The organism is Philodulcilactobacillus myokonensis (assembly GCF_027923585.1).
In the GTDB taxonomy this organism is placed as follows: domain Bacteria; phylum Bacillota; class Bacilli; order Lactobacillales; family Lactobacillaceae; genus Philodulcilactobacillus; species Philodulcilactobacillus myokonensis.
Genome location: NZ_BRPL01000002.1, coordinates 1,224,109 through 1,247,149, shown reverse-complemented (window position 1 = coordinate 1,247,149; position 23,041 = coordinate 1,224,109). Strand labels below are relative to the sequence as shown.

General features: G+C 37.3%; 20 protein-coding genes and 1 rRNA gene. 17 read left to right on the top strand and 4 right to left on the bottom strand.

Going from position 1 to position 23,041, the window contains the following annotated elements:
- Positions 1–41: 41 nt before the first annotated feature.
- Positions 42–992 carry a glycosyltransferase family 2 protein gene (locus WR164_RS06540; RefSeq protein ID WP_286136719.1) on the top strand — a complete coding sequence of 317 codons (951 nt, stop codon included), beginning with the start codon at positions 42–44 and terminating at the stop codon, positions 990–992.
- Between the two features lie 20 nt (positions 993–1,012).
- Positions 1,013–2,596: a glycosyltransferase family protein gene (locus tag WR164_RS06535; protein WP_286136718.1), complete on the top strand. Its 1,584-nt coding sequence runs from the start codon at positions 1,013–1,015 to the stop codon at positions 2,594–2,596.
- 60 nt (positions 2,597–2,656) lie between these two features.
- On the opposite strand, the gene WR164_RS06530 is transcribed toward WR164_RS06535, so the two are convergent.
- On the bottom strand, positions 2,657–4,378 hold the full coding sequence (locus WR164_RS06530) for a putative glycosyltransferase family protein (protein ID WP_286136716.1): 1,722 nt from the start codon (positions 4,376–4,378) through the stop codon (positions 2,657–2,659).
- A gap of 125 nt (positions 4,379–4,503) precedes the next feature.
- On the opposite strand from WR164_RS06530, the gene rsmG reads away from it, so the two are divergent.
- The 10 genes from rsmG (at position 4,504) to WR164_RS06480 (ending at position 12,942) form a co-directional block, all read left to right on the top strand.
- A complete protein-coding gene (gene rsmG, locus WR164_RS06525; RefSeq protein WP_286136715.1) occupies positions 4,504–5,244 on the top strand; it encodes a 16S rRNA (guanine(527)-N(7))-methyltransferase RsmG in 741 nt (246 codons plus the stop codon).
- A 16-nt stretch (positions 5,245–5,260) separates the two neighbouring features.
- Positions 5,261–6,028: a ParA family protein gene (locus tag WR164_RS06520; RefSeq protein WP_286136714.1), complete on the top strand. Its 768-nt coding sequence runs from the start codon at positions 5,261–5,263 to the stop codon at positions 6,026–6,028.
- Positions 6,018–6,881: a ParB/RepB/Spo0J family partition protein gene (locus WR164_RS06515; RefSeq protein ID WP_286136713.1), complete on the top strand. Its 864-nt coding sequence runs from the start codon at positions 6,018–6,020 to the stop codon at positions 6,879–6,881. Before WR164_RS06520 ends, WR164_RS06515 begins: the two co-directional genes overlap by 11 nt.
- A 12-nt stretch (positions 6,882–6,893) precedes the next feature.
- Positions 6,894–7,094, top strand: a complete 201-nt coding sequence (locus tag WR164_RS06510; protein WP_286136712.1) for a DUF951 domain-containing protein — start codon at positions 6,894–6,896, stop codon at positions 7,092–7,094.
- A gap of 37 nt (positions 7,095–7,131) precedes the next feature.
- Positions 7,132–8,241, top strand: coding sequence for a redox-regulated ATPase YchF (gene ychF, locus WR164_RS06505; protein WP_286136711.1), 1,110 nt, complete (start codon positions 7,132–7,134; stop codon positions 8,239–8,241).
- Positions 8,242–8,259: 18 nt separating this feature from the next.
- Positions 8,260–8,997: a DUF1129 family protein gene (locus tag WR164_RS06500; protein WP_286136710.1), complete on the top strand. Its 738-nt coding sequence runs from the start codon at positions 8,260–8,262 to the stop codon at positions 8,995–8,997.
- Between the two features lie 124 nt (positions 8,998–9,121).
- Positions 9,122–10,267, top strand: coding sequence for an IMP dehydrogenase (gene guaB / locus WR164_RS06495; RefSeq protein WP_286136709.1), 1,146 nt, complete (start codon positions 9,122–9,124; stop codon positions 10,265–10,267).
- 144 nt (positions 10,268–10,411) lie between these two features.
- A complete protein-coding gene (locus WR164_RS06490; RefSeq protein WP_286136708.1) occupies positions 10,412–11,713 on the top strand; it encodes a D-alanyl-D-alanine carboxypeptidase family protein in 1,302 nt (433 codons plus the stop codon).
- Positions 11,714–11,829: 116 nt separating this feature from the next.
- Positions 11,830–12,585, top strand: a complete 756-nt coding sequence (locus WR164_RS06485) for an AzlC family ABC transporter permease (protein WP_286136919.1) — start codon at positions 11,830–11,832, stop codon at positions 12,583–12,585.
- Positions 12,586–12,609: 24 nt separating this feature from the next.
- A complete protein-coding gene (locus WR164_RS06480; protein WP_286136707.1) occupies positions 12,610–12,942 on the top strand; it encodes an AzlD domain-containing protein in 333 nt (110 codons plus the stop codon).
- Positions 12,943–13,035: 93 nt separating this feature from the next.
- Here the strand turns inward: WR164_RS06480 and WR164_RS06475 are convergent, their stop codons facing one another.
- Positions 13,036–14,214 (bottom strand): class I SAM-dependent methyltransferase, encoded by a 1,179-nt coding sequence (locus WR164_RS06475; protein ID WP_286136705.1) that lies wholly within the window; start codon positions 14,212–14,214, stop codon positions 13,036–13,038.
- 143 nt (positions 14,215–14,357) lie between these two features.
- On the opposite strand from WR164_RS06475, the gene WR164_RS06470 reads away from it, so the two are divergent.
- From WR164_RS06470 to WR164_RS06460, 3 genes are all read left to right on the top strand, one after another.
- Positions 14,358–15,200, top strand: a complete 843-nt coding sequence (locus WR164_RS06470) for a hypothetical protein (RefSeq protein ID WP_286136704.1) — start codon at positions 14,358–14,360, stop codon at positions 15,198–15,200.
- Between the two features lie 22 nt (positions 15,201–15,222).
- The gene (locus tag WR164_RS06465; RefSeq protein WP_286136703.1) at positions 15,223–16,236 is read left to right on the top strand and encodes an AI-2E family transporter; all 1,014 of its coding nucleotides are present in this window, start codon (positions 15,223–15,225) and stop codon (positions 16,234–16,236) included.
- 88 nt (positions 16,237–16,324) lie between these two features.
- Positions 16,325–17,017 (top strand): 2,3-diphosphoglycerate-dependent phosphoglycerate mutase, encoded by a 693-nt coding sequence (locus WR164_RS06460; protein WP_286136702.1) that lies wholly within the window; start codon positions 16,325–16,327, stop codon positions 17,015–17,017.
- Between the two features lie 80 nt (positions 17,018–17,097).
- On the opposite strand, the gene WR164_RS06455 is transcribed toward WR164_RS06460, so the two are convergent.
- Positions 17,098–17,988, bottom strand: coding sequence for a polysaccharide deacetylase family protein (locus tag WR164_RS06455; protein ID WP_286136701.1), 891 nt, complete (start codon positions 17,986–17,988; stop codon positions 17,098–17,100).
- Positions 17,989–18,275: 287 nt separating this feature from the next.
- A complete protein-coding gene (locus tag WR164_RS06450; protein WP_309297711.1) occupies positions 18,276–19,496 on the bottom strand; it encodes a glycosyltransferase in 1,221 nt (406 codons plus the stop codon).
- 283 nt (positions 19,497–19,779) lie between these two features.
- Here WR164_RS06450 and tyrS point away from each other — a divergent pair, with 283 nt between their 5' ends.
- Both tyrS and WR164_RS06440 read left to right on the top strand, forming a co-directional pair.
- Positions 19,780–21,039 carry a tyrosine--tRNA ligase gene (tyrS, locus tag WR164_RS06445; RefSeq protein WP_286136700.1) on the top strand — a complete coding sequence of 420 codons (1,260 nt, stop codon included), beginning with the start codon at positions 19,780–19,782 and terminating at the stop codon, positions 21,037–21,039.
- A gap of 365 nt (positions 21,040–21,404) precedes the next feature.
- Positions 21,405–22,980, top strand: a 16S ribosomal RNA gene (locus tag WR164_RS06440).
- Positions 22,981–23,041 lie beyond the last annotated feature (61 nt).

The window sequence follows — 23,041 nt, the reverse complement described above, 5'->3', positions numbered from 1 at the left end:
ATGGTTAATGTTTATTAAAGATGTTTATAAGGAGAATTGATATGGAAGATTATTCACGCAACGATTTAATTTCTGTTGTTCTTCCGGTCTTCAACGAAGAATTAGGAATTACGAATACGATTGAAACTTTAGAGAAATATGTTCAATCCCAACCAGAAGATTATGAATTAATTTTCGTCAATGATGGATCTAAAGATAAGAGTCCAGCACTGATTGAACAGGCTCAGAAAAAATACGATAACATCAAATTTGTTCAATTTTCGAGGAACTTCGGTCATCAATTAGCAATTACTGCCGGGATTCGTTATACCAAGGGGGATGCCGTGGTTGTCATGGATGCTGATTTGCAGGATCCACCAACCGTAATTCCTAAAATGGTCGAAAAATGGCGTGAAGGCTACCAAGTTGTCTACGGGAAGCGCAAGGCTAGGGACGGTGAAACTTTCTTTAAGAAGTTTACCGCTAAAATGTTCTACCGCATTCTAGACAGCATGGCTAAGATTCACATCCCCGTTGATACCGGTGATTTCCGTTTGATGGATCGTCAGGTCGTAAACGTCTTAGATCAAATGAACGAAGCCGAACCATTCGTCCGTGGGATGGTTAGCTGGGTCGGTTTCAAACAAGGCGCCGTTCTCTATGAACGCCATGCCAGAAACGCCGGCAAGACTAAGTATACCTTGCCTAAGATGATGCGGCTTGCCATGGATGGCATTACATCATTTTCAGATGCCCCGTTGAAGTTAGCCAACGTCTTAGGAGCTACTAGTATGATTTTAGGGGTTTTATACTTCCTGATCACTTTATTTACCGGTTTCTCCACGCTTACATTTGCCGTCTTTTTAATGCTGTTCCTATCGGGATGCATTATGATCACAATTGGAATCGTCGGATACTACCTTTTCCGTGTGTTTGAAGAATCAAAGAAACGTCCACTATACATTGTTGCGAAGACAAGTGGATTTGAAAATAACAATCATCCAGAGGTTTAATTAATCAAATGATGAATAAAATGAGAAAAGAAATTAAGGCCAATGGATATTACTATCTATGGCTATTAGTCGTCAGTTTTATTGCCATGCTATTTATGACAACCGCTTCCCCCATGTTTCAAGCCAATAACTCCTGGGACACGAACGATATGTTCACAATTGGCCGGGGAATGTTGCACGGGATGATGCCATACCGCTACTTATTTGATCAACGTGGTCCGGTGATTTATATTTTGCATACTTTTGCTGCTATCATTAGTAATCATAGTGGCTTAGGGCTTTATATTTTTGAAGCTTTAGCTTTGTTTATCGATTTGTTATTTGTTCAAAAAATCATTAATTTTGTGGTTAAAAATAAATTGATCAGCTATGCCAGTACGTTCTTGTTCATTCCGTTTACCTTTAACAACACGATTTTTATTAATGGTGATTTAGTGGAAGAATTTATGCTGCCGATGGCATTAGTGACCATTTATAAAATTATCCAGCACCCTGGATTTCATTTTTCACACTGGGATGCTTATTGGCAGGGGATTTTTGTTGCCCTGATTTTTTGGAGTAAGTACACGATCCTTGGTTTATGGATTGGCTGTTTCCTGTATATCGGAATTTATTTGCTGATTAAAAAAGAGTTCAAGCGGGCATTGATCATGGTGCGGGATGCCTTCTTAGGGTTCATAACGATTACGATTCCGCTCTTTATTTACTTTATCGCATTTCGTTCATTTAGAGCGATGCTGCACGTCTACTTTTATTTGAATTTAAATTATTATCACAAGACGGCCTCTTTATTTACCCAGGTTAAATCGTACCTGATGCGCATTTCATCATATAATCATGATTGGGATAAATATGTCATTATCCTATTAATTGGTGTTATCTTCATGTTCTTCATCAGGGAGTTCAACTGGAACGCGAAGGGCGCATTAGCACTAGGCTTCATTTCAGATGTTGTCATTACGACCTACGTTAGTAATAATTATGTCTACTATTACTTTGCAATGGCATCTTACATGGTCTTCTTCACTTTGTTATTAGCAGTTTTGATTAAACAATTGACGAAGATCAAGGGGCTTTCGTTAGCAATTGTATCAACATTTGTTTTCGTGATTGCAATGATGCTGATTCCAGTGAACAACAATGAATTTATTTACAGTCGTCTGTTCCCGAATAATCCGTACGTCGACGCCAGCGGTAAAACAAACGAGTCATTCCAAAACCAGTTTGCTAGGATTATTTTACATGATTCCACCACCGATAATCCTACAATTTTAAACTTTGGTTCGATGGATACCGGGATTTTTACTTCAACGCAGACGTTGCCGAACACCAAGTTTTATATCCAAAATAACATGCATGCGTATAAGCCAATGCGGATAGGTCAACTATCTCAATTAGAAGATGAAAAGGACCAGTTCGTGGTTATTACGTACATGAAGAGCTTAAAACGGCATCATAGTCACTTTACGAATAGTAATATTACGCCGTTTGCCCAACGCTTCTTGAGCACTCATTATACGAAGGTGGCTGAACATACGAATATTTTGGATGGGCGCTTGCTTTATAAGCACATCCTTTATGAATTAAAACAGCCGAATAGTTAAACCGGTTATAAAAAACGGGGCCGTCGTTTTGACGGTCCCGTTTTTTGGTGTTTTATTCAATTAATTTTGCTTAAATTTTCTGATAATAACGAAGCCTAGCATAATTAACCATGAGCACAACGCTGCTAGTGATGCGAATATAAAGATTTTTCTTGGTTGGTAGGCAAGTGTAACGTGATTCCACCCGTGCTTAGATGTTAATGTCATTACCCCAATTTGGTTAGTTTTAACATGGTGTAGGCGCTTGCCATTTTCCTTGATGACAGAATGCCGGTATTTAATTAGTTGAACCCGCTGCCGGCTTGTTTGATTAGGATTATACCATTTAACTGCTAGTTCACCATTGCTTTTGACATGGACTCGATAATGTTTCAGGTGATGATTAGCTTTCACTAAAGTGTAGTGGGTGAGGTGGTAGGGCCTGAATGCAGTGTATTGATTAGCTGCTAGCGGGTGTTTGATCGGTAAATAATCAGGTGATGGTTTAACGACTGCATTTAAGACCCGCGTTAATTTTCTTGACTGGTAGTCGTGTCGTAAATGGGCCCGATTTTTTGCGTAGACCATTAAAATGTTATATTTTGGGATAACACTTGATGACTGCCAGGTACTGACACCGGCATTTAATTTTGCATTAAAATCAATTAATGGTGCAACCATTATTAATGCAATTACAATGGTAAACAATTGTTTTCGTTGGATTAATTTAAAGTTAGTTAAAAAGTAGCCAATTGATAGTAATAGTAGTGATAGTCCAACGGCGATGAACCGTTTAGGAAATTGAATCGTATCTGAAATGCTTGGGAAAATCTTGGCAAGTGTATTCCATGGAAATAATGATGACGATAACCAGATGAAAAAAATTCCGACGGATGAAGTAACTTTGAATGGGAACGCTAGTTTTCGCCAGTTTAAGACGAGGATTAAGATGATTAAAATAACGATGAAAATGTAAGCAGGGTTTAAAACGTTATGCAATGCGTACGATTGAAAACCGATAGCTTGAGCATCCATATCAAAGACTGGAAAGACAGGCATTAGGTGGTTGGACCCCATAACATCCAAGAGGGCCGACCAAATGTTACCGGTTAATAGGATCGTTAAGATAACCGCTAAACTAACGTGTTTAACCATTAACGTTCGATGCTCGGATTTGATTAATCCCGCGATGAAGAATGGAATTAATGCTAACACACCGATGAGACTGCTCAAGACGTGGACTTGCAACAGTAAGGACATTGGAATGGCAAGCGTTAGGACTTTAACGTCGCCATTTTGAACCATTTTAATTCCAGCTAACAATAGTATTGGCATTAGCATTGCTCCCCAGCCAGTGAACTGCTGGCTGAAGACCCAGGCATTGATTGGGTTGGATAGCATATATAAAATACCAATCAAAAAGCTCATGCCAGAACTTAAATTTAGTTTTCTGCCAACCCAATCCATAATGCTGGCACTGCCAACCAAAATCAGAAATGAACTGGCAATTTCATACCGGATCCAGCCGTGCATAATCAGAAGCAATAATCCATTTAGATATGCAAAAATGGGACCATACAATGCATTGATGATTCGACCGGTCTGCTGAAATCCAAAATTAGTTTGGAAGTAGTTGAACTTACCAGTCTTGATTTGCATCGCAGCGTCATAAAAACGATTCATGTGAAAGAATGAATCGTCACCGGCTAAAAATGACTTAGTCGTAATCTGTGGTAGCAAAACTAATAACGCGACAACAATAAAAATTAAATATGGTGAAAATCGTTTGAATTGCTTTTTCAAAGTGAAACCTTCCTATTCAATTTAGTTTAGATTAAATCCTTAATCTGTTTATTTCTATTATAGTATAATATGTTAAAATATAACTATGTGTGAAACAAAAAGTTTCACGGCTAGGAGTCGTTAATATGAACCCAGAACAATTTCAAAAATTATTAAAGCAGCATGGCATTGCAATCGATGATCATCAATTAAATCAATTCAGTCGTTACTATCAAATGTTAGTTGAAACTAACAAGCATTTGAACTTAACAACGATTACTGAAGAAAACGATGTTTATTTAAAACATTTTTATGATTCGATTACACCGGCTTTTTACGTTAAATCATTGCAGGATGAACCACTAAGTATTTGTGATGTTGGTTCCGGTGCGGGCTTTCCATCACTACCGCTTAAAATTTTATTTCCAAAGCTACACGTTGTCATTATCGATTCTTTGAATAAACGGATTAAATTCTTAGAAGATTTGGTATCGGATTTACATTTATCAAACGTCACTTTGAAGCATGCCCGGGCAGAAGAATTTGGTGGTAAGCGTTCGAAGTACCGTGAAAGTTTTGATATTGTTACTGCAAGGGCGGTTGCCCGCATGAGTGTTTTAAGTGAACTATGTTTGCCACTCGTAAAGATTGGCGGTCGAATGGTTGCTTTAAAATCAATGAAGACCGATGAAGAATTGAAAAATGGCCAAACTGCGATTCAACGTTTGGGTGGTCAAATTACTTTGAATCAATTCTTGCAGTTGCCGTCTTCACACGATGATCGCCACATTGTCGTGGTTAAAAAGATTAAAAAAACACCGAAAACGTATCCCAGAAAAGCGGGAACACCAAATAAAAAACCAATCGGTGAACATCAAAATCAATAAGTGAGGAGGGAATTTAATGGTCCAGATTATTTCACTCGCGAACCAAAAGGGTGGTGTCGGTAAGACCACGACGGCCATCAATTTGGGCGCTAATTTATCCGACTTTGGCAAAAAAGTATTGTTAATCGATGCCGATGCCCAAGGAAATGCAACCAGTGGGGTTGGCATTGAAAAATCACATATTCAAAAGGATATGTACGATGTTTTAGTCAATGAAGAACCACTAAAAAACGTTATTTTGAAGTCTTCTCATAAGGGACTGGACGTGGTTCCAGCAACCATTCAGTTATCAGGCGCTGATGTTGAATTAACGCCGCAAATGGCACGCGAAACGCGCCTGAAGGAAGCCTTAGCCAAGGTTAGTGACCAATACGATTACATTTTAATTGATTGCCCACCTTCACTGGGCTTAATTACAATCAATGCCTTTACCGCTAGTAACTCGATCTTAATTCCGGTTCAAAGTGAATACTATGCTTTGGAAGGCTTGAGCCAATTATTGAATACCATTAGGTTGGTTAGAAAGCATTTCAACCCCGAATTGAAAGTTGAAGGGGTTCTACTAACGATGTACGATGCAAGGACTAATCTCGGTAAACAGGTCAATGAGCAGGTTCGAAAATATTTTAAGGATGCAGTTTATAAGACCGTTATTCCTAGGAATGTCCGCCTATCTGAAGCCCCCAGCCATGGGGTCCCAATCGGTGACTATGCCCCGAAATCTAAGGGTGCAATTGTATACAAAGAACTAACGAAAGAAGTGCTAGCTGCTCATGGCAAATAAAAAAGGTTTGGGGCGCGGAATTGAAGCATTATTTGCTGATAATCAAGTTAGTGAAAATAATATCGATGAAAATGTGATTGAAATTCCATTAACCAAATTAATTCCGAATCCATATCAGCCCCGCTTGAAATTTGATGCACAGGCTTTGGATGACTTAACGAGATCGATTAAGAAAAATGGTGTTTTTCAACCCATTATCGTTCGTAAATTAAAACCAAAGGCTGATAAATATGAAATTATTGCTGGTGAACGTCGTTTTAGAGCGTCTAAAAAAGCGAACCGCAAATCAATCCCAGCAATTGTAAGGGCAGCCACTAATCCTCAAATGATGGAAATTGCCGTGATGGAAAATCTCCAGCGGGAAAATTTAACACCACTAGAGGAAGCTGAAGCTTACAATACTTTGATGACTAAACTAGATATTACCCAATCTGAAGTTTCAAAACGATTGGGCAAGAGCAGATCCTACATCGCTAATTATTTACGGCTTTTGGGGTTGCCGAACGAAGTGAAAGAGATGCTTGAAAAACGACAGCTTTCAATGGGGCAAGCAAGGACCTTACTATCAATTCATAATAAGGATGACCTTGTGAAGTTAGCTAGAAAAGTTGCTAATAAAGCTTTGACCGTTCGCGAGATTCAAACAGAGATTGATCAGTTGAATCATCATCCGAAGAAAAGGACTGCTAAAAAGCGGAAGTCGCCAGCAATGATTGCCCACGAAGAAATGTTGGAAGACCATTTGAAGACCAAGGTTTCCATCAATAATCGCCGTGGACATGGAAAAATTGAGATTAACTATAAATCAAAAGATGATTTAGACCGGATTTTAAAGTTGTTACATATTAACTAGGGAGGAATCACAATGTATGGACTTCATGATATTGTTGAAATGAAAAAACCACATCCATGTGGTGCTAACCGTTGGGAAATTATCCGAATGGGAGCAGACATTAAGATTCAATGTACTAAATGCAATCACATTGTGATGCTTAGCCGTCACCGTTTTGAAAAAAAGATGAAAAAAGTCTTGCAGAAATCTGATTCTGAACAAGAAAATCAATAATATAAAATGAATTAATTAGAAAGAGAGTGGAAATTGTATGTCATTAACAGCAGGAATTGTTGGATTACCAAACGTTGGTAAGTCAACCCTATTTAACGCAATTACAAACGCCGGAGCAGAGATGGCGAACTATCCATTTGCTACCATTAAGCCAAACGTTGGCATGGTTGAAGTTCCTGACAAGCGTTTAGACCGAATTAATGAAATTATCCCATCTAAAAAAATTGTTCCGACTACCTTTGAATTTACTGATATTGCCGGAATCGTTAAGGGTGCCAGCAAGGGTGAAGGATTAGGTAACAAGTTCTTAGAAAATATTCGCCAAACTGATGCCATCATTCACGTTGTCCGTGCTTTTGATGACGGTAACATTACTTCTGTAACTGGCAAAGTCGATCCGGTTGAAGATATTGAAACCATTAATTTGGAATTAAGTATTGCTGATTTAGATTCAGTTAATAAACGGATTGGCAAAGTTCAACGTGCCGCTAAGGGAAACGATAAAGCCGGCAAAGCTGCTAAGGCTGAATTAACCGTTTTAGAAAAAGTAAAACCCGTTTTAGAAAAGGGTGGTGCTGCGCGAGAAGTTGATTTAGATGATGACCAAAAGAAGATTTTAAAGGGTGAATTCCTATTAACATCAAAGCCGACTTTATACGTTGCTAACATTGCTGAATCCAGTATGGCGGACCCAAGTCAAGATAAGTACTTCCAAGCAGTCAAAAAGTATGCTGATGATCATGGTGCTCAAGCCATTGGAATTGCGGCTGAAACGGAAGAAGAAATTGCTGAAATGCCTGATGAAGACAAGAAGGAATTCTTGGCTGCCGAAGGGGTTAAAGAGCCTGGTTTGAATAAATTGATCAGGGCTTCATACAAACTATTAGGCTTAGAAACATACTTCACTGCTGGTGGCCCTGAAACGAAGGCCTGGACATATAAGAAGGGCACCAAAGCTCCTCAAGCTGCTGGAATCATTCATTCTGATTTTGAACGTGGCTTCATCCGTGCTGAAATTATTGCTTTTGATGACTTAGACAAGTTAGGTAGTGAACAGGCAGTTAAAGATGCCGGTAAATTACATGTCGAAGGTAAGGATTACGTAATGCACGATGGCGATATCGTCAACTTTAGATTTAACGTTTAAATTGGAAGGGTCGAATTTATGAATAAGGATGAAGAAATAAGACAACATAACGCTAGTGTCAAGCAACACCATGAATCTTCTTCTGCCAGCAATGAACGGGCATCTTTTGATGATCTGGGCCTGACGAAGAGAAATGCTGACTTTGTCTTTCGTTTTAACCGTGGACTTGGCCAAGCCGATTCGAAATTATCACCTGAACAGAAGACAACGATTGTGAAACAGATGGTTGATGAACTGTTAAATGCTCAAAAGACTGGTCAAACTGCTAAGAATTTGTACGGTTCCGTCCAGGATCATTTGCAAGCAATTTTACACCCGAAGCCGAAACCAGCCGACATGAAAAAGAATTATTGGCCGAATGCCATCTATAACTTCTTTGTCTTTTTGGCTGTCTTTGCTTTGATTTATGGATTCTCATCCATTGCAATCAAAAATCCGGCGGAATCTAAAAACGGTGGCTTTTTGACAATCTTCTTGCCGGCAATTGCTGCTGGATTAGGGATGCCAAAAATCACATCGTTGTTTCTACCGAATGTGAAGTATAAAACTTCTGGAATCATTCGGTTCCTAGAAATGATTGGATTATTCGCCATTTGGATTGTGATTTTCTATGCAACGGTTCTCTTGCCAATTAGTTTAAATCCAGAATTGCCACCAATGGTTAATATTATCATTGGATTGATTGCCGTTGCCGCAGCATTTTATATTAATATTAAATATGACGTGAACAGTATTTTTGGTAATCGTCGTAGATAATAATTTGATGATAAAAGTGGCTTGATTATTAAAAATAAATAAAAAAATGGACTGATGATTGACCAGCTCATTTTTTTTTGGTATGTTTTTATTTAACTAAATCAAATAAGGAGTGCTGTTAAGTATGTCGAACTGGGATACCAAATTTGCTAAACGTGGAATTACTTTTGACGATGCATTATTAATTCCTGCCGCTAGTAACGTTTTGCCGAATCAAGTTGATGTTAGCACTAAACTAGCTGATAATTTGAAGTTAAACGTTCCATTTATGAGTGCTAGTATGGATACCGTCACTGAATCTAAGATGGCAATTGCCATGGCCAACCTTGGTGGTTTAGGCGTGATTCACAAGAATATGTTGATTGATCAACAAGCAAAGGAAGTTGCTAAGGTCAAAGCAGTTGAAAAGGATTCAAAGAAGAATCCGAATGCAGCTGTTGATGCCAATAATCATTTGCTTGCTGCTGCTGCCGTTGGTGTTACTAATGATACTTTTAAACGTGCCGAAGCATTATTCAATGCTGGTGCTGATGTTATTATCATTGATACTGCCCATGGACACTCAGCTGGCGTTTTAAGAAAAGTAAGGGAAATTAGACAAAAATTCCCACACAAAACATTGATTGCTGGTAACGTTGCCACCGGTGAAGGAACTAATGCTTTATTCGAAGCTGGCGTTGATGTTGTTAAGGTTGGAATTGGACCTGGTTCAATTTGTACTACCAGGGTCGTTGCTGGTGTTGGTGTTCCACAATTATCAGCTGTTTATGACGCTGCAACCGTTGCTAGAAAATGGCATAAGCCAATCATTGCTGATGGTGGAATTAAATACTCTGGTGATGCTGTCAAAGCATTAGCAGCTGGTGGTTCTGCCGTTATGATGGGTGATATGTTAGCTGGAACTGATGAAGCACCTGGTAAAACCTTTGAAGATCATGGTAAGAAATACAAGTCTTATCGTGGTATGGGCAGTGTTGGTGCGATGGAACATGGTTCTGCTGATAGATACTTCCAAGGTGAAGTGAACGAAGCTAAGAAGTTAGTTCCAGAAGGGATTGAAGGCCGAGTTGACTATAAGGGTAGTGTTAAACGCATTATTTACCAAATGGTCGGTGGCTTAAGATCCGGAATGGGATATACTGGTGCCGCAACTATTCCTGATTTAATTGAAAAGGCTCAGTTCGTAAGAATTTCTAATGCCGGTTTGATTGAATCCCATCCTCATAACGTTCAAATTACCAAACAGGCTCCTAACTATAATCGCGATTAAAATGAATTAAGATTAATTTAAGGTTAGCCAATTAATATTGAATATATTAATTGGCTAACCTTTTTTGATTTTGATATGTTTTTAAGATTAAATTTCTGTTATGATTTTAGATATAAGCCAATTTAGAAAAGAAGGATTATGAGAATGAAAAGTTTAGTGAAACGCTTGGGGTTAGTAGTAGTTAGTTTAACCATGGTATTAGTGATACCACTTTCTGCCCTAGCTGACGTCAATGGTTCGGGATTAAATCAGGCCCAGAATCAAGAAATGCAACCAAATATTAATGCTAAGTCTGGAATTACAATTGATGCGAAGACGGGTCAAATTCTATACGGCAAAAATATTCATCAAGCGTTGCCAATTGCTTCTATGACTAAATTGCTTACCATCTACATTGTTCTACAAAAAATTAATGCCGGTCAATTAAGATGGAGCCAGGATATCAAAATAACACCGGCACTTGCTCGTTTTAGTTCTGCTCGGGACTACGTCAATGTTCCATTAAAAGTCGGCGGAAAATACAGTGTTTATGACTTATATCGAGCTGCTATCGTTGGTTCTGCTAACGATGCTGCTTTGGCACTTGCAAAGGAAGTTGCCGGGACACCCCAGAAATTCGTTGGTTTGATGAGAAAACAGGCGAAAGCCTTAGGTATCCGTGATGCTAAACTATACAATGCTTGTGGATTAACTAACGGTGAATTAGGTTCACTTGGTGAATCCAATGTCAATTCTAATAGTGAAAATGAACTTTCTGCTTCTGACATGGCAATTATCGCTAAAAAATTATTAAGCAAGTATCCTTATATTTTAAAAACAACCTCGATTTCAAAATTATATTATGACAATACCAACTTGAATAGTGGGGATTTAATGCTTCCTCATAACAAAGCCTATCAAAAGAACATGCCAATGGATGGTTTAAAAACTGGGACATCAGATGCCACTGGAGGTGCCTTTACGGGGACAATGAAGAAAAACGGCCGAAGGATTATTACCGTTATTCTCCATGCACCCAATGCCTATATGTACGATCCAGCCCGTTTCACCGAAACTAAAAAAATGGTTAATTACGTCTATAGTCATTACCGTTACTTGAAATATACTGAACACACTCAATTGCCAGTTAAATCAGTTGGTGTTTCCGGTGGGGATCAGGACCGCTTGAACGTCAAGCCTAGTGGAATCAGACAGTATTGGATTCCAAAAAACAGTTCGGTTGATAGCAGGCTTGTTATTAACCGTGGTTTAAAATCTGGTAACGGGGTTAATGCACCCATTAATGCTGGCCAAAAAATTGGAAAGATGCAATTTTTATCTAACCGGGTCCCATTAAAATTTGTTGATCAAAGTGAAATGAATAATTTGCCAATGGTCGCTTCAAAATCGGTTTCTAAAATTGGTTTTTGGGCTGGACTATGGCGAAGTATCACAAATTTATTTTAAATTTGTGAAAAAAGTTGGAAATAATCTTTGTTATTTTCAACTTTTTTCATATAATAAACTATGAATGAAGTTTTTTGGATGTCATTTTAGATGGAGGAATTTATTTGTCGAAACGGATGTTAAATGATAATTACCCAATGTGGTTGAAGGATCTAAGGGTATCAATGCCACTTAACCTAAGTTATATTCCAATTGGGACGGCTTGCGGAATCTTACTGCATGCTGCTGGTTTTAACCATTTATTGACAATTTTAGTTTCAATTTTGGTTTTTTCTGGTGGAGCACAATTTTTGATTGCTTCAATGCTTTTAATCTCTTCACCATTTTATTCGGTCATTTTGATGCTATTTTTCCTAGAGTTAAGGTATGCACTCTTGGGTTCTAGTCTTTCAAAGTATCTGCAGGGTCAAAGTGATCGATTTACATTTTTCTTTGCCGTTTCATTAAATGATGAAAACTATGCTATTAATTATCTAAAATTTTCGACCGATAAGAAATGGACACCTAAAGATGCATTGAACGTTGAACATTATTCTGTCCTTTTCTGGACGATTAGTAACTTAATTGGGAGTTTCATCGGAAGTGCATTGAAAATTGATTTATCCCTTGTAAATTTTGCTTTAACTGCTTTATTCCTTTATATGATCATGATGCAATTGAAGAGTATGATGAAATTATTGATTTGTGTCATTTCAATCGGTCTATCAATTGTTTTTATGGTCTTAATGAAATCGACACTGGGATTGATCATTTCAACCGTGATATCGTCATTAATTGGTTTTGCACTGGAGAATTACCTTAGAAATCGGCATCCAAAGAGTAACGCTTTGAAAACCTTCAAGAACCCGGCCGGAACGCCAAAAGAAAATTAATTGTAATGTAATAGGAGCTTTTTTATGAAATGGAATGCGACAACACATCTCTTATTGGTACTTTGTGGCTTTTTAGTTGCATTATTACCAAGGTTTATCCCCTTATCCTTCTTTAGAAATCGAAGGATCCCAACGTGGTTTAATGAGTGGATGAAGTACGTTCCGATTGCACTTTTTACTTCGTTAGTCGTCAAGGATATTGTAATTACTAAAAATTATACCTTTTCAGTTAGTGGCAAATTGCCGGATTTAATTGCGTCTGCCATCGTTTTAGGAATTGCTTATTGGACCCGTTCAATGGCATTGTCAGTTATTGGAGGTTTAATTGCAATTTTTGCACTGTCTTTTTTTGTGTAAATAAAAGAAAAACCGTTTCGAAAAGGCACCCAGCTAATCGTTGAGTGTTTAATCGAAGCGGTTTTTTATTAGCCATTAGATCATGATTTTTGATTAATCTTTATACATATAATCACGGGTCATTGGTAAATTATGACCAGAAGCACCTTTGGTAATTAAATATTGCATAACGTCGATGTTACCAGCCTTGAATGAACCAGCACATGCTTGGAGATACATGTCCCACATGCGGATGAAGCGTTCATCGAACATTTTTTTAACTTCTGGAATTTTAGCCCTAAAGTTTTGATCCCAGTGTTCTAATGTTCTTTGGTAATGCCTTCTTAATGATTCTAAATCAGCAATCTGCATGTGATTATCGATGATGTGTTGAATGTTTTCTGATAAACCAGGAACATAACCACCAGGGAAGATGTACTTGTTGATCCAGGCATTAGTGGCACCACCTTGCTGTCTTGTAATTCCATGAATTAAGGCAATCCCGTTTGGTTTTAAATATTTGTAGACACAGTTAAAGTAGCCGTCTAAATTATCCTTACCAACGTGTTCGAACATTCCGACCGATGTAATATAATCAAAATGAACATCACCTAATTTTCGATAATCTTCCAATCGAACATCGGCAACGTCTTCTAATCCTTGATCTTTAATTTCTTTTTTAACGTAATCGTATTGTTCTTGACTAAGGGTATCACCAACAACTTTTAAGTGGTATTTCTTAGCTGCCCTTAACATTAAGGTACCCCAACCACAACCAATGTCTAAAAGGGTTCTGTTTGGTTGTGGATGTAATTTAGCTAAAATATGATCAACCTTTTGAATTTGGGCATCATATAAGCTGTCATCTGGGTGTTCCCAATAAGCACATGAATAGGTCATGGTCTTATCTAACCATAGACGATAAAAATCATTTCCAATATCATAATGCTTTTGGATATCTTCTTTATCTGCTTTAGCAGTATGTTTACCCGCTTTTGGTAACCACTGGATGAATTTGTGATTTCGCATGAAACTGGTTGATTGGGTGTATGCAGAATCAATTAAATCCTCGATGCTGCCATCAACTTCAATCTTGCCATCCATATAAGCTTCACCTAAGCTAAGGGAAGCATTCCTTTGAATATCCTTAATGGGGACGGGTTCTTTAAATGTAATTGTCGCTTGTGGCTTACCATCTCCGTAAACATCGGTCTTACCATCCCAGTAATTAACCTTAATGGGGATGTTAAAGCTGTGTTTTAAAAATTCTTTATAAAAAGTTTTTTCAAACATATGTTTAATCCTTCCTTATTAAATAACTATATTTGTCATTATACACTTTATAAAATATAATTTGTAAGATTTATTTTCAATTTAAGATTAACTAAAATGGTATAATAATATATATTAATTAATCCGATCTAGGAGGAATAGTTGTGAAAAAAGCTTTGATTTCCATTGCCATTGTTGCTATTTTCTGTCTTTGCGGTGGTTTTATTATTCATCAACATAATCAGAATCAAAGGGCCTATTATAATGCAATCGAAAATGGTCAAGTTCAGATTTCCAATCATAATTATACGTTGGCTGAGACGGCATTTCAGAATGTTTCAAAAGAAGGGCAAAATAATCATAATGCGTTAACTTTGCTTAGGCAGACCCAAGCGTACGTTGCTGCTAAAGATGCCTTTGAAAAGCATGATTTTACACGTGCTAAAAATGGGTACCAGCGTGCTTCTAACATTATTGGTGGCTCCGATCTTTTGTACCAATATTCTAATCATAAATTAAGGGAAATTAGTACGATTCAAGATAATGAAGATCGTTTCCTAGGCATTTATCAACAAGCCGCTGACGATAGTCATGACCATAAATTAAGGGAATCTCAATCGATTGTGAATCAATTGTTAAATGATTCAACTTTAAAGGAATCGTACTACACAAAGATTCGGAATCAAGTCAAACGGTTAAAGAAATTTAACGATCAAATGCTTAGTGGAAAATTAAATCAAAGTACCAACTCATCGTTTAACGATAAATTGTTAGATGATCATTTATCTGGCAATCAAAATAAATCTAAATCATCTAATAAAAATTCAAGAACCAGTGATGAAATTAATAAAGACCAAGTTTTAGATGCTAGAAAATTAATTCAAAAGGCTGGGGTTGAAGCCGGCTCATTAAGTGATCAAGATGTTCGCGTCATCATTAGACAGGCTGCTCAACATCATAAATCAATTTATAGTTATGTGAAGGCACATCCTAAATCATTTCAATAAATTAAATTAAGGAGGAATGAGATTGAAAGTTTGGCATCAGTTTTTACAAAATATAAAATTGAGACGTTACTGCGTCTTGCTTTTCTTAATTTTAATCCTGTACTTATTCCGCGATATGATGAATACAATCCTGCTAACTTTTATTTTTACATTATTAGTTACCAGGTTGGTTCAGGCCATTAGAAAGCGGATTAGGATTCCAGCTCCCATTTTGGTGATCATTATTTATCTGCTGATTATTTTTGGAATTGTAGCTTTAGTTGTCAATTACATTCCGGTGATTGCTCATCAGGCGGTCATTGCCACCAATTCCGTCCTTGATTTTTACCAAAATCAAGTGCCAGATGACAAGACAGCTAAGTGGGTCCTTAACTATGTTGATAAATACAAATCAAGTATTATGACGGGGCTAAAGACCAGTATTGATACCATTGTCGATTACATTAGTAACATTGGATCAGTGGGCATTTCAGTCTTTATGTCCGTTCTATTGAGTTTCTTCTTTACCTTAGAAGAGAACCAGTTAGCTAAATTTTCTAAACAATTTTTGAATAGTGAATTTGGTTGGTTCTTCCAAGATGTTTTACACTTTGCTAAAATCTTTATTAAAACTTTTGGGGTCGTATTAGAAGCTCAATTCTTTATTGCAATTTGTAATACGATTATTACAACGGTTGTCATGGGCTTTATGAAGATGCCACAACTAGCAATTCTATCGTTGATGGTCTTTTTCCTAAGTTTGGTTCCAGTTGCTGGGGTAATTATTTCACTGATTCCATTATCCATTATTGGATATTCAGTTGGTGGGTTCCAGTATATTATCTACCTAGTAATTATGATTGCCGTTGTACACGCATTGGAAGCTTACGTTTTAAATCCAAAATTCATGTCATCTAAAACTGAATTACCAATTTTCTATACTTTTATTGTTCTATTGATTGGTGAGAAAATATTTGGTGGCTGGGGATTAATTGTCTCCGTCCCGGTATTCACTTTCTTCCTGGATATCCTAGATGTTCATAAATTGAAGAAATGATTTTGATGGATTTAGTTTCAAATGCTGAAAAAAATTCATTTTTGGTGTAGAATTGTAATGAATTTCTAATAAGAAAGAGGTTTAAAATATGTCTAAACTTGTATTAATTCGTCATGGACAAAGTAAATGGAATTTGTCCAATCAATTCACTGGATGGGTTGATGTTGATTTAAGTGACAAGGGAGTTGAAGAAGCAAAAACTGCCGGTAAATTAGTTAAAAAAGCTGGCTTACAATTCGATTATGCTTATACTTCTGTCTTAACCCGTGCAATCAAGACCTTACACTATGTTTTAGAAGAATCTGACCAATTATGGGTTCCAGAAACTAAGACATGGCGTTTAAATGAACGTCATTATGGTGCTTTACAGACTTTGAATAAGAAAGCTACTGCTGAAAAATACGGTAGTGAACAAGTTCATATCTGGCGTCGTTCTTACGATACACTACCTCCATTAGTTAAACCAGGTGATAAGAACGCTGCTAACGATGACCGTCGTTATGCTGATTTAGATCCTAAATTAGTACCACGTGGTGAAAACTTAAAGGTTACTTTAGAACGTGTTATGCCATTATGGGAAGACCAAATTGCACCTAAATTATTAGATGGTAAAAATATTGTTATTGCTGCCCATGGTAATTCTCTTCGTGCTTTAAGTAAGTACATTGAAGACATCAGTGATGATGATATTATGAACCTTGAAATGAAGACTGGTGAACCAGTTGTCTATGATTTTGATGATAAGTTAAACATGACTAACAAGACTAAGTTAGATGAATAACTTGATTATTCTTAATCATCAAAAAGGAGCACTTGAATGTTAAATCATTCAAGTGCTCCTTTTTATTTGATAAATAGTTATTATTTCTTTTCATACCAATGAGCAATACTTGGCCAAGAATTGCTATTGATAATCATTCTTGGTGTATATTGTAAATTGGTCTTTTTGGTGATAACCCCACCGTCAAGTGTTGCAACCCATGATAAATGCTGTGAATGCAAGAAATCATTGGTTCGATTGGTTCCACCACCATAAGGGTAAGCAAAACTATTGGAGTGGACTTTCATCTTCTTATACATCGTTTTTTTGCTAATTCCAAAATCGACCGTAAAACGATGGTAATTTTGCGGTAAATTAAAGATTGGGATTAATTGTGGTGTTAAGTAATGCATATTATTAGTATGCAAACCTAATGTCATTAAATTACCACTTAAACGTTTACTTCTTTGAATTTCGGGCCAGGTAGCTAGTTGGGTTCCTTCACGGTATCTACCGGTATTACCTGTAATAACAAACGTGGTAAATGGATAGTGGTATTTACGCATGACCGGGATTGCATTTTCAACGGTCGTAACATCAATATCATCAAATGATAGAACGGCATATTTACCCTTGATTGGTTTATGACCATTCACCATTTTAACCATTTCTGCACTTGAAATAACTTTAATGTGGTGTTGTTTTAAAAATTTCATTTGAGATTTGAATTGGTTAAGTGGTACTTCAAAATCATGAAGTTGAGAATTATTTGATAGGGCCCGAGCAATTTGAACCCCTGGGGTATTTTGTAATACCCGATGGTAACAAAATACTAAGATCCCATTTTTTTGAGCTTCACTTTTACGATCTAAAGCGTAGTTTTCGTTACCACCTTTATCGTATTGAACATTTTGTTTGATAGCAAAACTTAATCCAATCACGACGATAATCGCACCAATCCAAACTAAAATTTTACGAGTACTTCGCTTCATTTCCTATTCCTCCGTAAATGTCTGAATCGAAAGAGACAGTAAATTACCATAATTACAATCAGGGTAATTAGGGCTAAAATTAGTTTGGTATATAATACCTTATCTAAATTTAGAACGAGGTAAAAACTGACCATTGTGTCGCTATAATATCCAAAGATAAAACCTAAATTAATAAAAATAATAAAAATCACAAATGCCCATAAAATGGCAAATGAGATTAAATGTAAAATCGTTTTTAAAATACTATTAGGCTTTCTGACAACGTATTTTTTCCTTTGATCCATTAATTAACGCCCCCGATCTGGACTTCGCCATGTCCCAATATGCTGAGGATCTAATATGAAAGATATAATGGCAGCAATGCAACTAATTAAGTTAATCATCCAATAAAAAATAACGTAGATTGGAACTAATAATAGGTCAACAAATTGCATGTATGCATTTTTTCTTGATGAAAAGAATCCAATTAAAAATTGAAGGCAACTGATTAATAGGAGCACTAATAGAACATCACCATCTAATTGAACGGCATGGACAGTGAACAAACTGAAAACATAAGAAATGGTACTTAGAGTGGTTAGAATGGCCCAAACATCACTAACAATTGTTTCAGTTAATAATAATCTTTCACTAATGGCACCGTGAAGCAACATGTCACGATTATTGAAAAGTACTTCTAAACCACCACGAGCCCAACGGCGACGTTGCTTGATTAGATTTTTGATATTTTCAGGAACTAAAATCCAGCAGACAATATTCGGGTCGTACCTAACCTCCCAATTGTGACGGTATAAACGCCATGTGATGTCAATATCCTCGGTCATAACCTTAGGGTTCCAACCGTGGACATCTTGGATGGCCTTTTTTCTGAAACCAACGATGACACCGGAAACAGTAGTAATTCTGCCAGTAATGAATGATTGAGCTTTTTTAATGATGTCAATTACACCAACGTATTCTAGTAATTGTAGTCGTCCTAAAACAGTTGTTCGGTTTCTAACGACCGGCTTTCCGGCAACCGCACCGACATCCGGATGACGATTTAATTCGTCAACAATAATATTGAGTGAATTGCGGTCTAAAATCGAATCAGCATCAATTCCCATAATGTATTCACCGTCTGCATGCTTGCTTCCTTGATTCATTGCATTTGCTTTACCTTGATTTACCGGAATTTTAACGATTTTGATTGGAAATAATTTAGAATATTCCCGTTTAATTTTTCCCATAATTCGTAAAGTATCATCAGAACTTTTATCATCTATTAAAACTAATTCAAAATTTTTGTAATTTAATTTAGAAATAGAATCGACAGCACTTTGCAAAGTGTCATGTTCATTATGGGCAGGAACTAAAATTGAAACAAGTGGACGCTTCTTAAGCGTTTTCGATGGCTTTTCATATTTGTTTCGATAGATCATTCCGAAAATACATCCGGTTATCCATATGATTGATACAAAAATGGGGTAGCCGATGATGAAATCGTTGACCACTTCCAAAAACCACATATAAAATTTTTCCTCCTTATAGAATTAATGTACAGTTAAATAACACAATCAGGTTACTGTGTAATCAATTTACACAATACCACAAGATTGCCTAAACCAGGTAATAAAATTATTTTACTATTAATTAATAATATTTACTACTCAATTATATTTTATATAATAAGTACACACAAATAAATTTTGGCTTTTAATATTGAATTAAAGTTGAATTAAAGTCTGATTATACCTATAATATTACTAATTAACCCTTTGATTCTTAAATATAATTTTTAGGAGGATTCGAATGGACATTATTGATGAATTAAAATGGCGTGGTGCCATTAATCAAGAGACCGATGCTGACGGTTTAAAGGACTTAGTCGATCATAAAAAAATTGGCTTATATGCTGGAATTGATCCAACGGGTGATAGCATGCATGTTGGTCATTTAATTCCCTTTATGATTTTAAAACGATTTCAAATGGCAGGATACCATCCATTTATTATCGTGGGTGGTGCAACTGGATCGATTGGTGATCCAAGTGGCAAGAAATCTGAACGAAAATTACAGACAATGGGCCAGGTTAAGCATAATGAAAAAGCATTAACTGCTCAACTAGAAAAATTATTTGGTAATGATGGTTCGTTTACAATCGTTAATAATTATGATTGGTTATCCAAATTATCATTGATTGATTTCTTACGTGATGATGGTAAATTGTTTAACGTTAATGAAATGCTGAATAAAGAAATTGTTGCGAGTCGTTTGAAGAGTGGAATTTCATATACTGAATTTACCTACCAAATTTTACAATCAATTGATTTCTTACATCTATATAAAAACCACGGGGTTCAACTTCAAATTGGTGGAGCTGACCAATGGGGGAATATTACAGACGGAATTAGTTTGATTCATAAAGTTGAAGGTGCAGATGCTAAAGCATATGGATTAACAATTCCATTGATGCTAAAATCTGATGGAACCAAGTTTGGTAAAACAGCTGGTGGTGCGGTTTGGTTAGATCCAGAAAAGACAACACCATATGAATTTTATCAATTCTGGATTAATCAAGATGATAATGATGTCATTAAATATTTGAAATACTTTACATTCTTGAGCCAAGATGAAATTGCCGATTTAGCTAAACAGACTAAGCAACATCCTGAACGTCGGGTTGCACAACGTCGTTTAGCCGAAGAAGTTACTAAGTTTGTCCACGGTGAAAAGGCGGTTAGAGAAGCTCAAAATATCACGAAAGCATTATTTTCCGGTAATATTCAGGATTTAACAACCAAAGAAGTTGAGCATGGTTTTAAACACATGCCAAGTGTAGAAATTGATAGCAAACCATTAGATATTGTTCGTTGGTTAGTTGATGTTTCAAAGATTGAACCTTCAAGACGCCAGGCTAGAGAAGACGTTAAGAATGGTGCAGTTAGAATTAATGGTATTAAAGTTCAGGATATAAATGCTACGGTTGATCCTTCTAAACATTTTGATGGCAAGTTTGTTGTTGTTAGAAAGGGTAAGAAACATTATTACCTTGCCAGAGTGACTAAGTAGTTTAAATTTAATATAAATTAGAAAGGGAAAAATTATTTAATGATTTTTCCCTTTTCTTATTGACATTTACTGTGAATAGTAATATATTATTAGTTGTCGCGAAGTTAAGCGATGTGCTAATTGAATTTATTTTAAAATAATTTAAATTTTATCTTGCATTTCGTTAATGATAGTGATAGTATAAATAGATGTGGTTGAGAGATATTTTCTCAACGACGTAGACCTTTGAAAACTGAACAAGATATTTAAACAACCTAAGATGTGTAAGGTGTTTTATATTTATATAAAACAAACAAACTTATGCGAACGAAGTTAATTCGTTTTTAATTATTTTAAGAAGAGCTTTGTATTAAACTTTTCATTTTTAAAATGAGAGTTTGATCCTGGCTCAGGACGAACGCTGGCGGCATGCCTAATACATGCAAGTCGAACGAGGTTTCCTTAATGATAGTTGGTGCTTGCATCAATTTGACTTAAGACCTAACCGAGTGGCGAACTGGTGAGTAACACGTGGGTAACCTGCCCTGAAGTAGGGGATAACATTTGGAAACAAATGCTAATACCGTATAACAACATAAACCACATGGTTTATGTTTGAAAGATGGCTCTGCTATCGCTTTTGGATGGACCCGCGGCGTATTAGCTAGTTGGTGAGATAATGGCTCACCAAGGCGATGATACGTAGCCGACCTGAGAGGGTAATCGGCCACATTGGAACTGAGACACGGTCCAGACTCCTACGGGAGGCAGCAGTAGGGAATCTTTCACAATGGACGAAAGTCTGATGAAGCAATGCCGCGTGAGTGATGAAGGGTTTCGGCTCGTAAAGCTCTGTTGTTAGAGAAGAACAGGTGTAAGAGTAACTGTTTACATCTCGACGGTATCTAACCAGAAAGTCACGGCTAACTACGTGCCAGCAGCCGCGGTAATACGTAGGTGGCAAGCGTTGTCCGGATTTATTGGGCGTAAAGTGAGCGCAGGCGGTTTTTTAAGTCTAATGTGAAAGCCTTCGGCTTAACCGAAGAAGTGCATTGGAAACTAAGAAACTTGAGTGCAGAAAAGGATAGTGGAACTCCATGTGTAGCGGTGAAATGCGTAGATATATGGAAGAACACCAGTGGCGAAGGCGGCTATCTGGTCTGTTACTGACGTTGAGGCTCGAAAGCATGGGTAGCGAACAGGATTAGATACCCTGGTAGTCCATGCCGTAAACGATGAATGCTAGGTGTTAGAGGATTTCCGTCCTTTAGTGCCGCAGCTAACGCATTAAGCATTCCGCCTGGGGAGTACGACCGCAAGGTTGAAACTCAAAGGAATTGACGGGGGCCCGCACAAGTGGTGGAGCATGTGGTTTAATTCGATGCTACGCGAAGAACCTTACCAGGTCTTGACATCTTTCTGCTAGCCTAAGAGATTAGGTGTTCCCTTCGGGGACAGATTGACAGGTGGTGCATGGTTGTCGTCAGCTCGTGTCGTGAGATGTTGGGTTAAGTCCCGCAACGAGCGCAACCCTTATTATCAGTTGCCAGCATTCAGTTGGGCACTCTGGTGAGACTGCCGGTGATAAACCGGAGGAAGGCGGGGATGACGTCTAATCATCATGCCCCTTACGACCTGGGCTACACACGTGCTACAATGGACAGTACAAAGAGTTGCAAAACCGCGAGGTCAAGCAAATCCCATAAAGCTGTTCTCAGTTCGGATTGCAGGCTGCAACTCGCCTGCATGAAGTTGGAATCACTAGTAATCGTGGATCAGAATGCCACGGTGAATACGTTCTCAGGCCTTGTACATACCGCCCGTCACACCATGAGAGTTTGTAACACCCAAAGCCGGTGATGTAACCCTTCGGGGAACTAGCCGTCTAAGGTGGGACAGATGATTAGGGTGAAGTCGTAACAAGGTAGCCGTAGGAGAACCTGCGGCTGGATCACCTCCTTTCTAAGGATTTAATTCGGAAACTTACACATGTTGTGCAAATGTCTTGTTTAGTTTTGAGAGG

Bases quoted from the DNA above. Each gene is read 5' to 3' on its own strand.
- WR164_RS06490 (WP_286136708.1), top strand. From the start codon at position 10,412: ATGAAAAGTTTAGTGAAACGCTTGGGGTTAGTAGTAGTTAGTTTAACC.
- WR164_RS06520 (WP_286136714.1), top strand. From the start codon at position 5,261: ATGGTCCAGATTATTTCACTCGCGAACCAAAAGGGTGGTGTCGGTAAG.
- ychF (WP_286136711.1), top strand. From the start codon at position 7,132: ATGTCATTAACAGCAGGAATTGTTGGATTACCAAACGTTGGTAAGTCA.
- WR164_RS06500 (WP_286136710.1), top strand. From the start codon at position 8,260: ATGAATAAGGATGAAGAAATAAGACAACATAACGCTAGTGTCAAGCAA.
- WR164_RS06480 (WP_286136707.1), top strand. From the start codon at position 12,610: ATGAAATGGAATGCGACAACACATCTCTTATTGGTACTTTGTGGCTTT.
- guaB (WP_286136709.1), top strand. From the start codon at position 9,122: ATGTCGAACTGGGATACCAAATTTGCTAAACGTGGAATTACTTTTGAC.
- WR164_RS06450 (WP_309297711.1), bottom strand. From the start codon at position 19,496: ATGTGGTTTTTGGAAGTGGTCAACGATTTCATCATCGGCTACCCCATT.
- WR164_RS06535 (WP_286136718.1), top strand. From the start codon at position 1,013: ATGAGAAAAGAAATTAAGGCCAATGGATATTACTATCTATGGCTATTA.
- WR164_RS06510 (WP_286136712.1), top strand. From the start codon at position 6,894: ATGTATGGACTTCATGATATTGTTGAAATGAAAAAACCACATCCATGT.
- WR164_RS06475 (WP_286136705.1), bottom strand. From the start codon at position 14,214: ATGTTTGAAAAAACTTTTTATAAAGAATTTTTAAAACACAGCTTTAAC.
- WR164_RS06540 (WP_286136719.1), top strand. From the start codon at position 42: ATGGAAGATTATTCACGCAACGATTTAATTTCTGTTGTTCTTCCGGTC.
- rsmG (WP_286136715.1), top strand. From the start codon at position 4,504: ATGAACCCAGAACAATTTCAAAAATTATTAAAGCAGCATGGCATTGCA.
- WR164_RS06460 (WP_286136702.1), top strand. From the start codon at position 16,325: ATGTCTAAACTTGTATTAATTCGTCATGGACAAAGTAAATGGAATTTG.
- WR164_RS06485 (WP_286136919.1), top strand. From the start codon at position 11,830: ATGTTAAATGATAATTACCCAATGTGGTTGAAGGATCTAAGGGTATCA.
- WR164_RS06455 (WP_286136701.1), bottom strand. From the start codon at position 17,988: ATGAAGCGAAGTACTCGTAAAATTTTAGTTTGGATTGGTGCGATTATC.
- tyrS (WP_286136700.1), top strand. From the start codon at position 19,780: ATGGACATTATTGATGAATTAAAATGGCGTGGTGCCATTAATCAAGAG.
- WR164_RS06515 (WP_286136713.1), top strand. From the start codon at position 6,018: ATGGCAAATAAAAAAGGTTTGGGGCGCGGAATTGAAGCATTATTTGCT.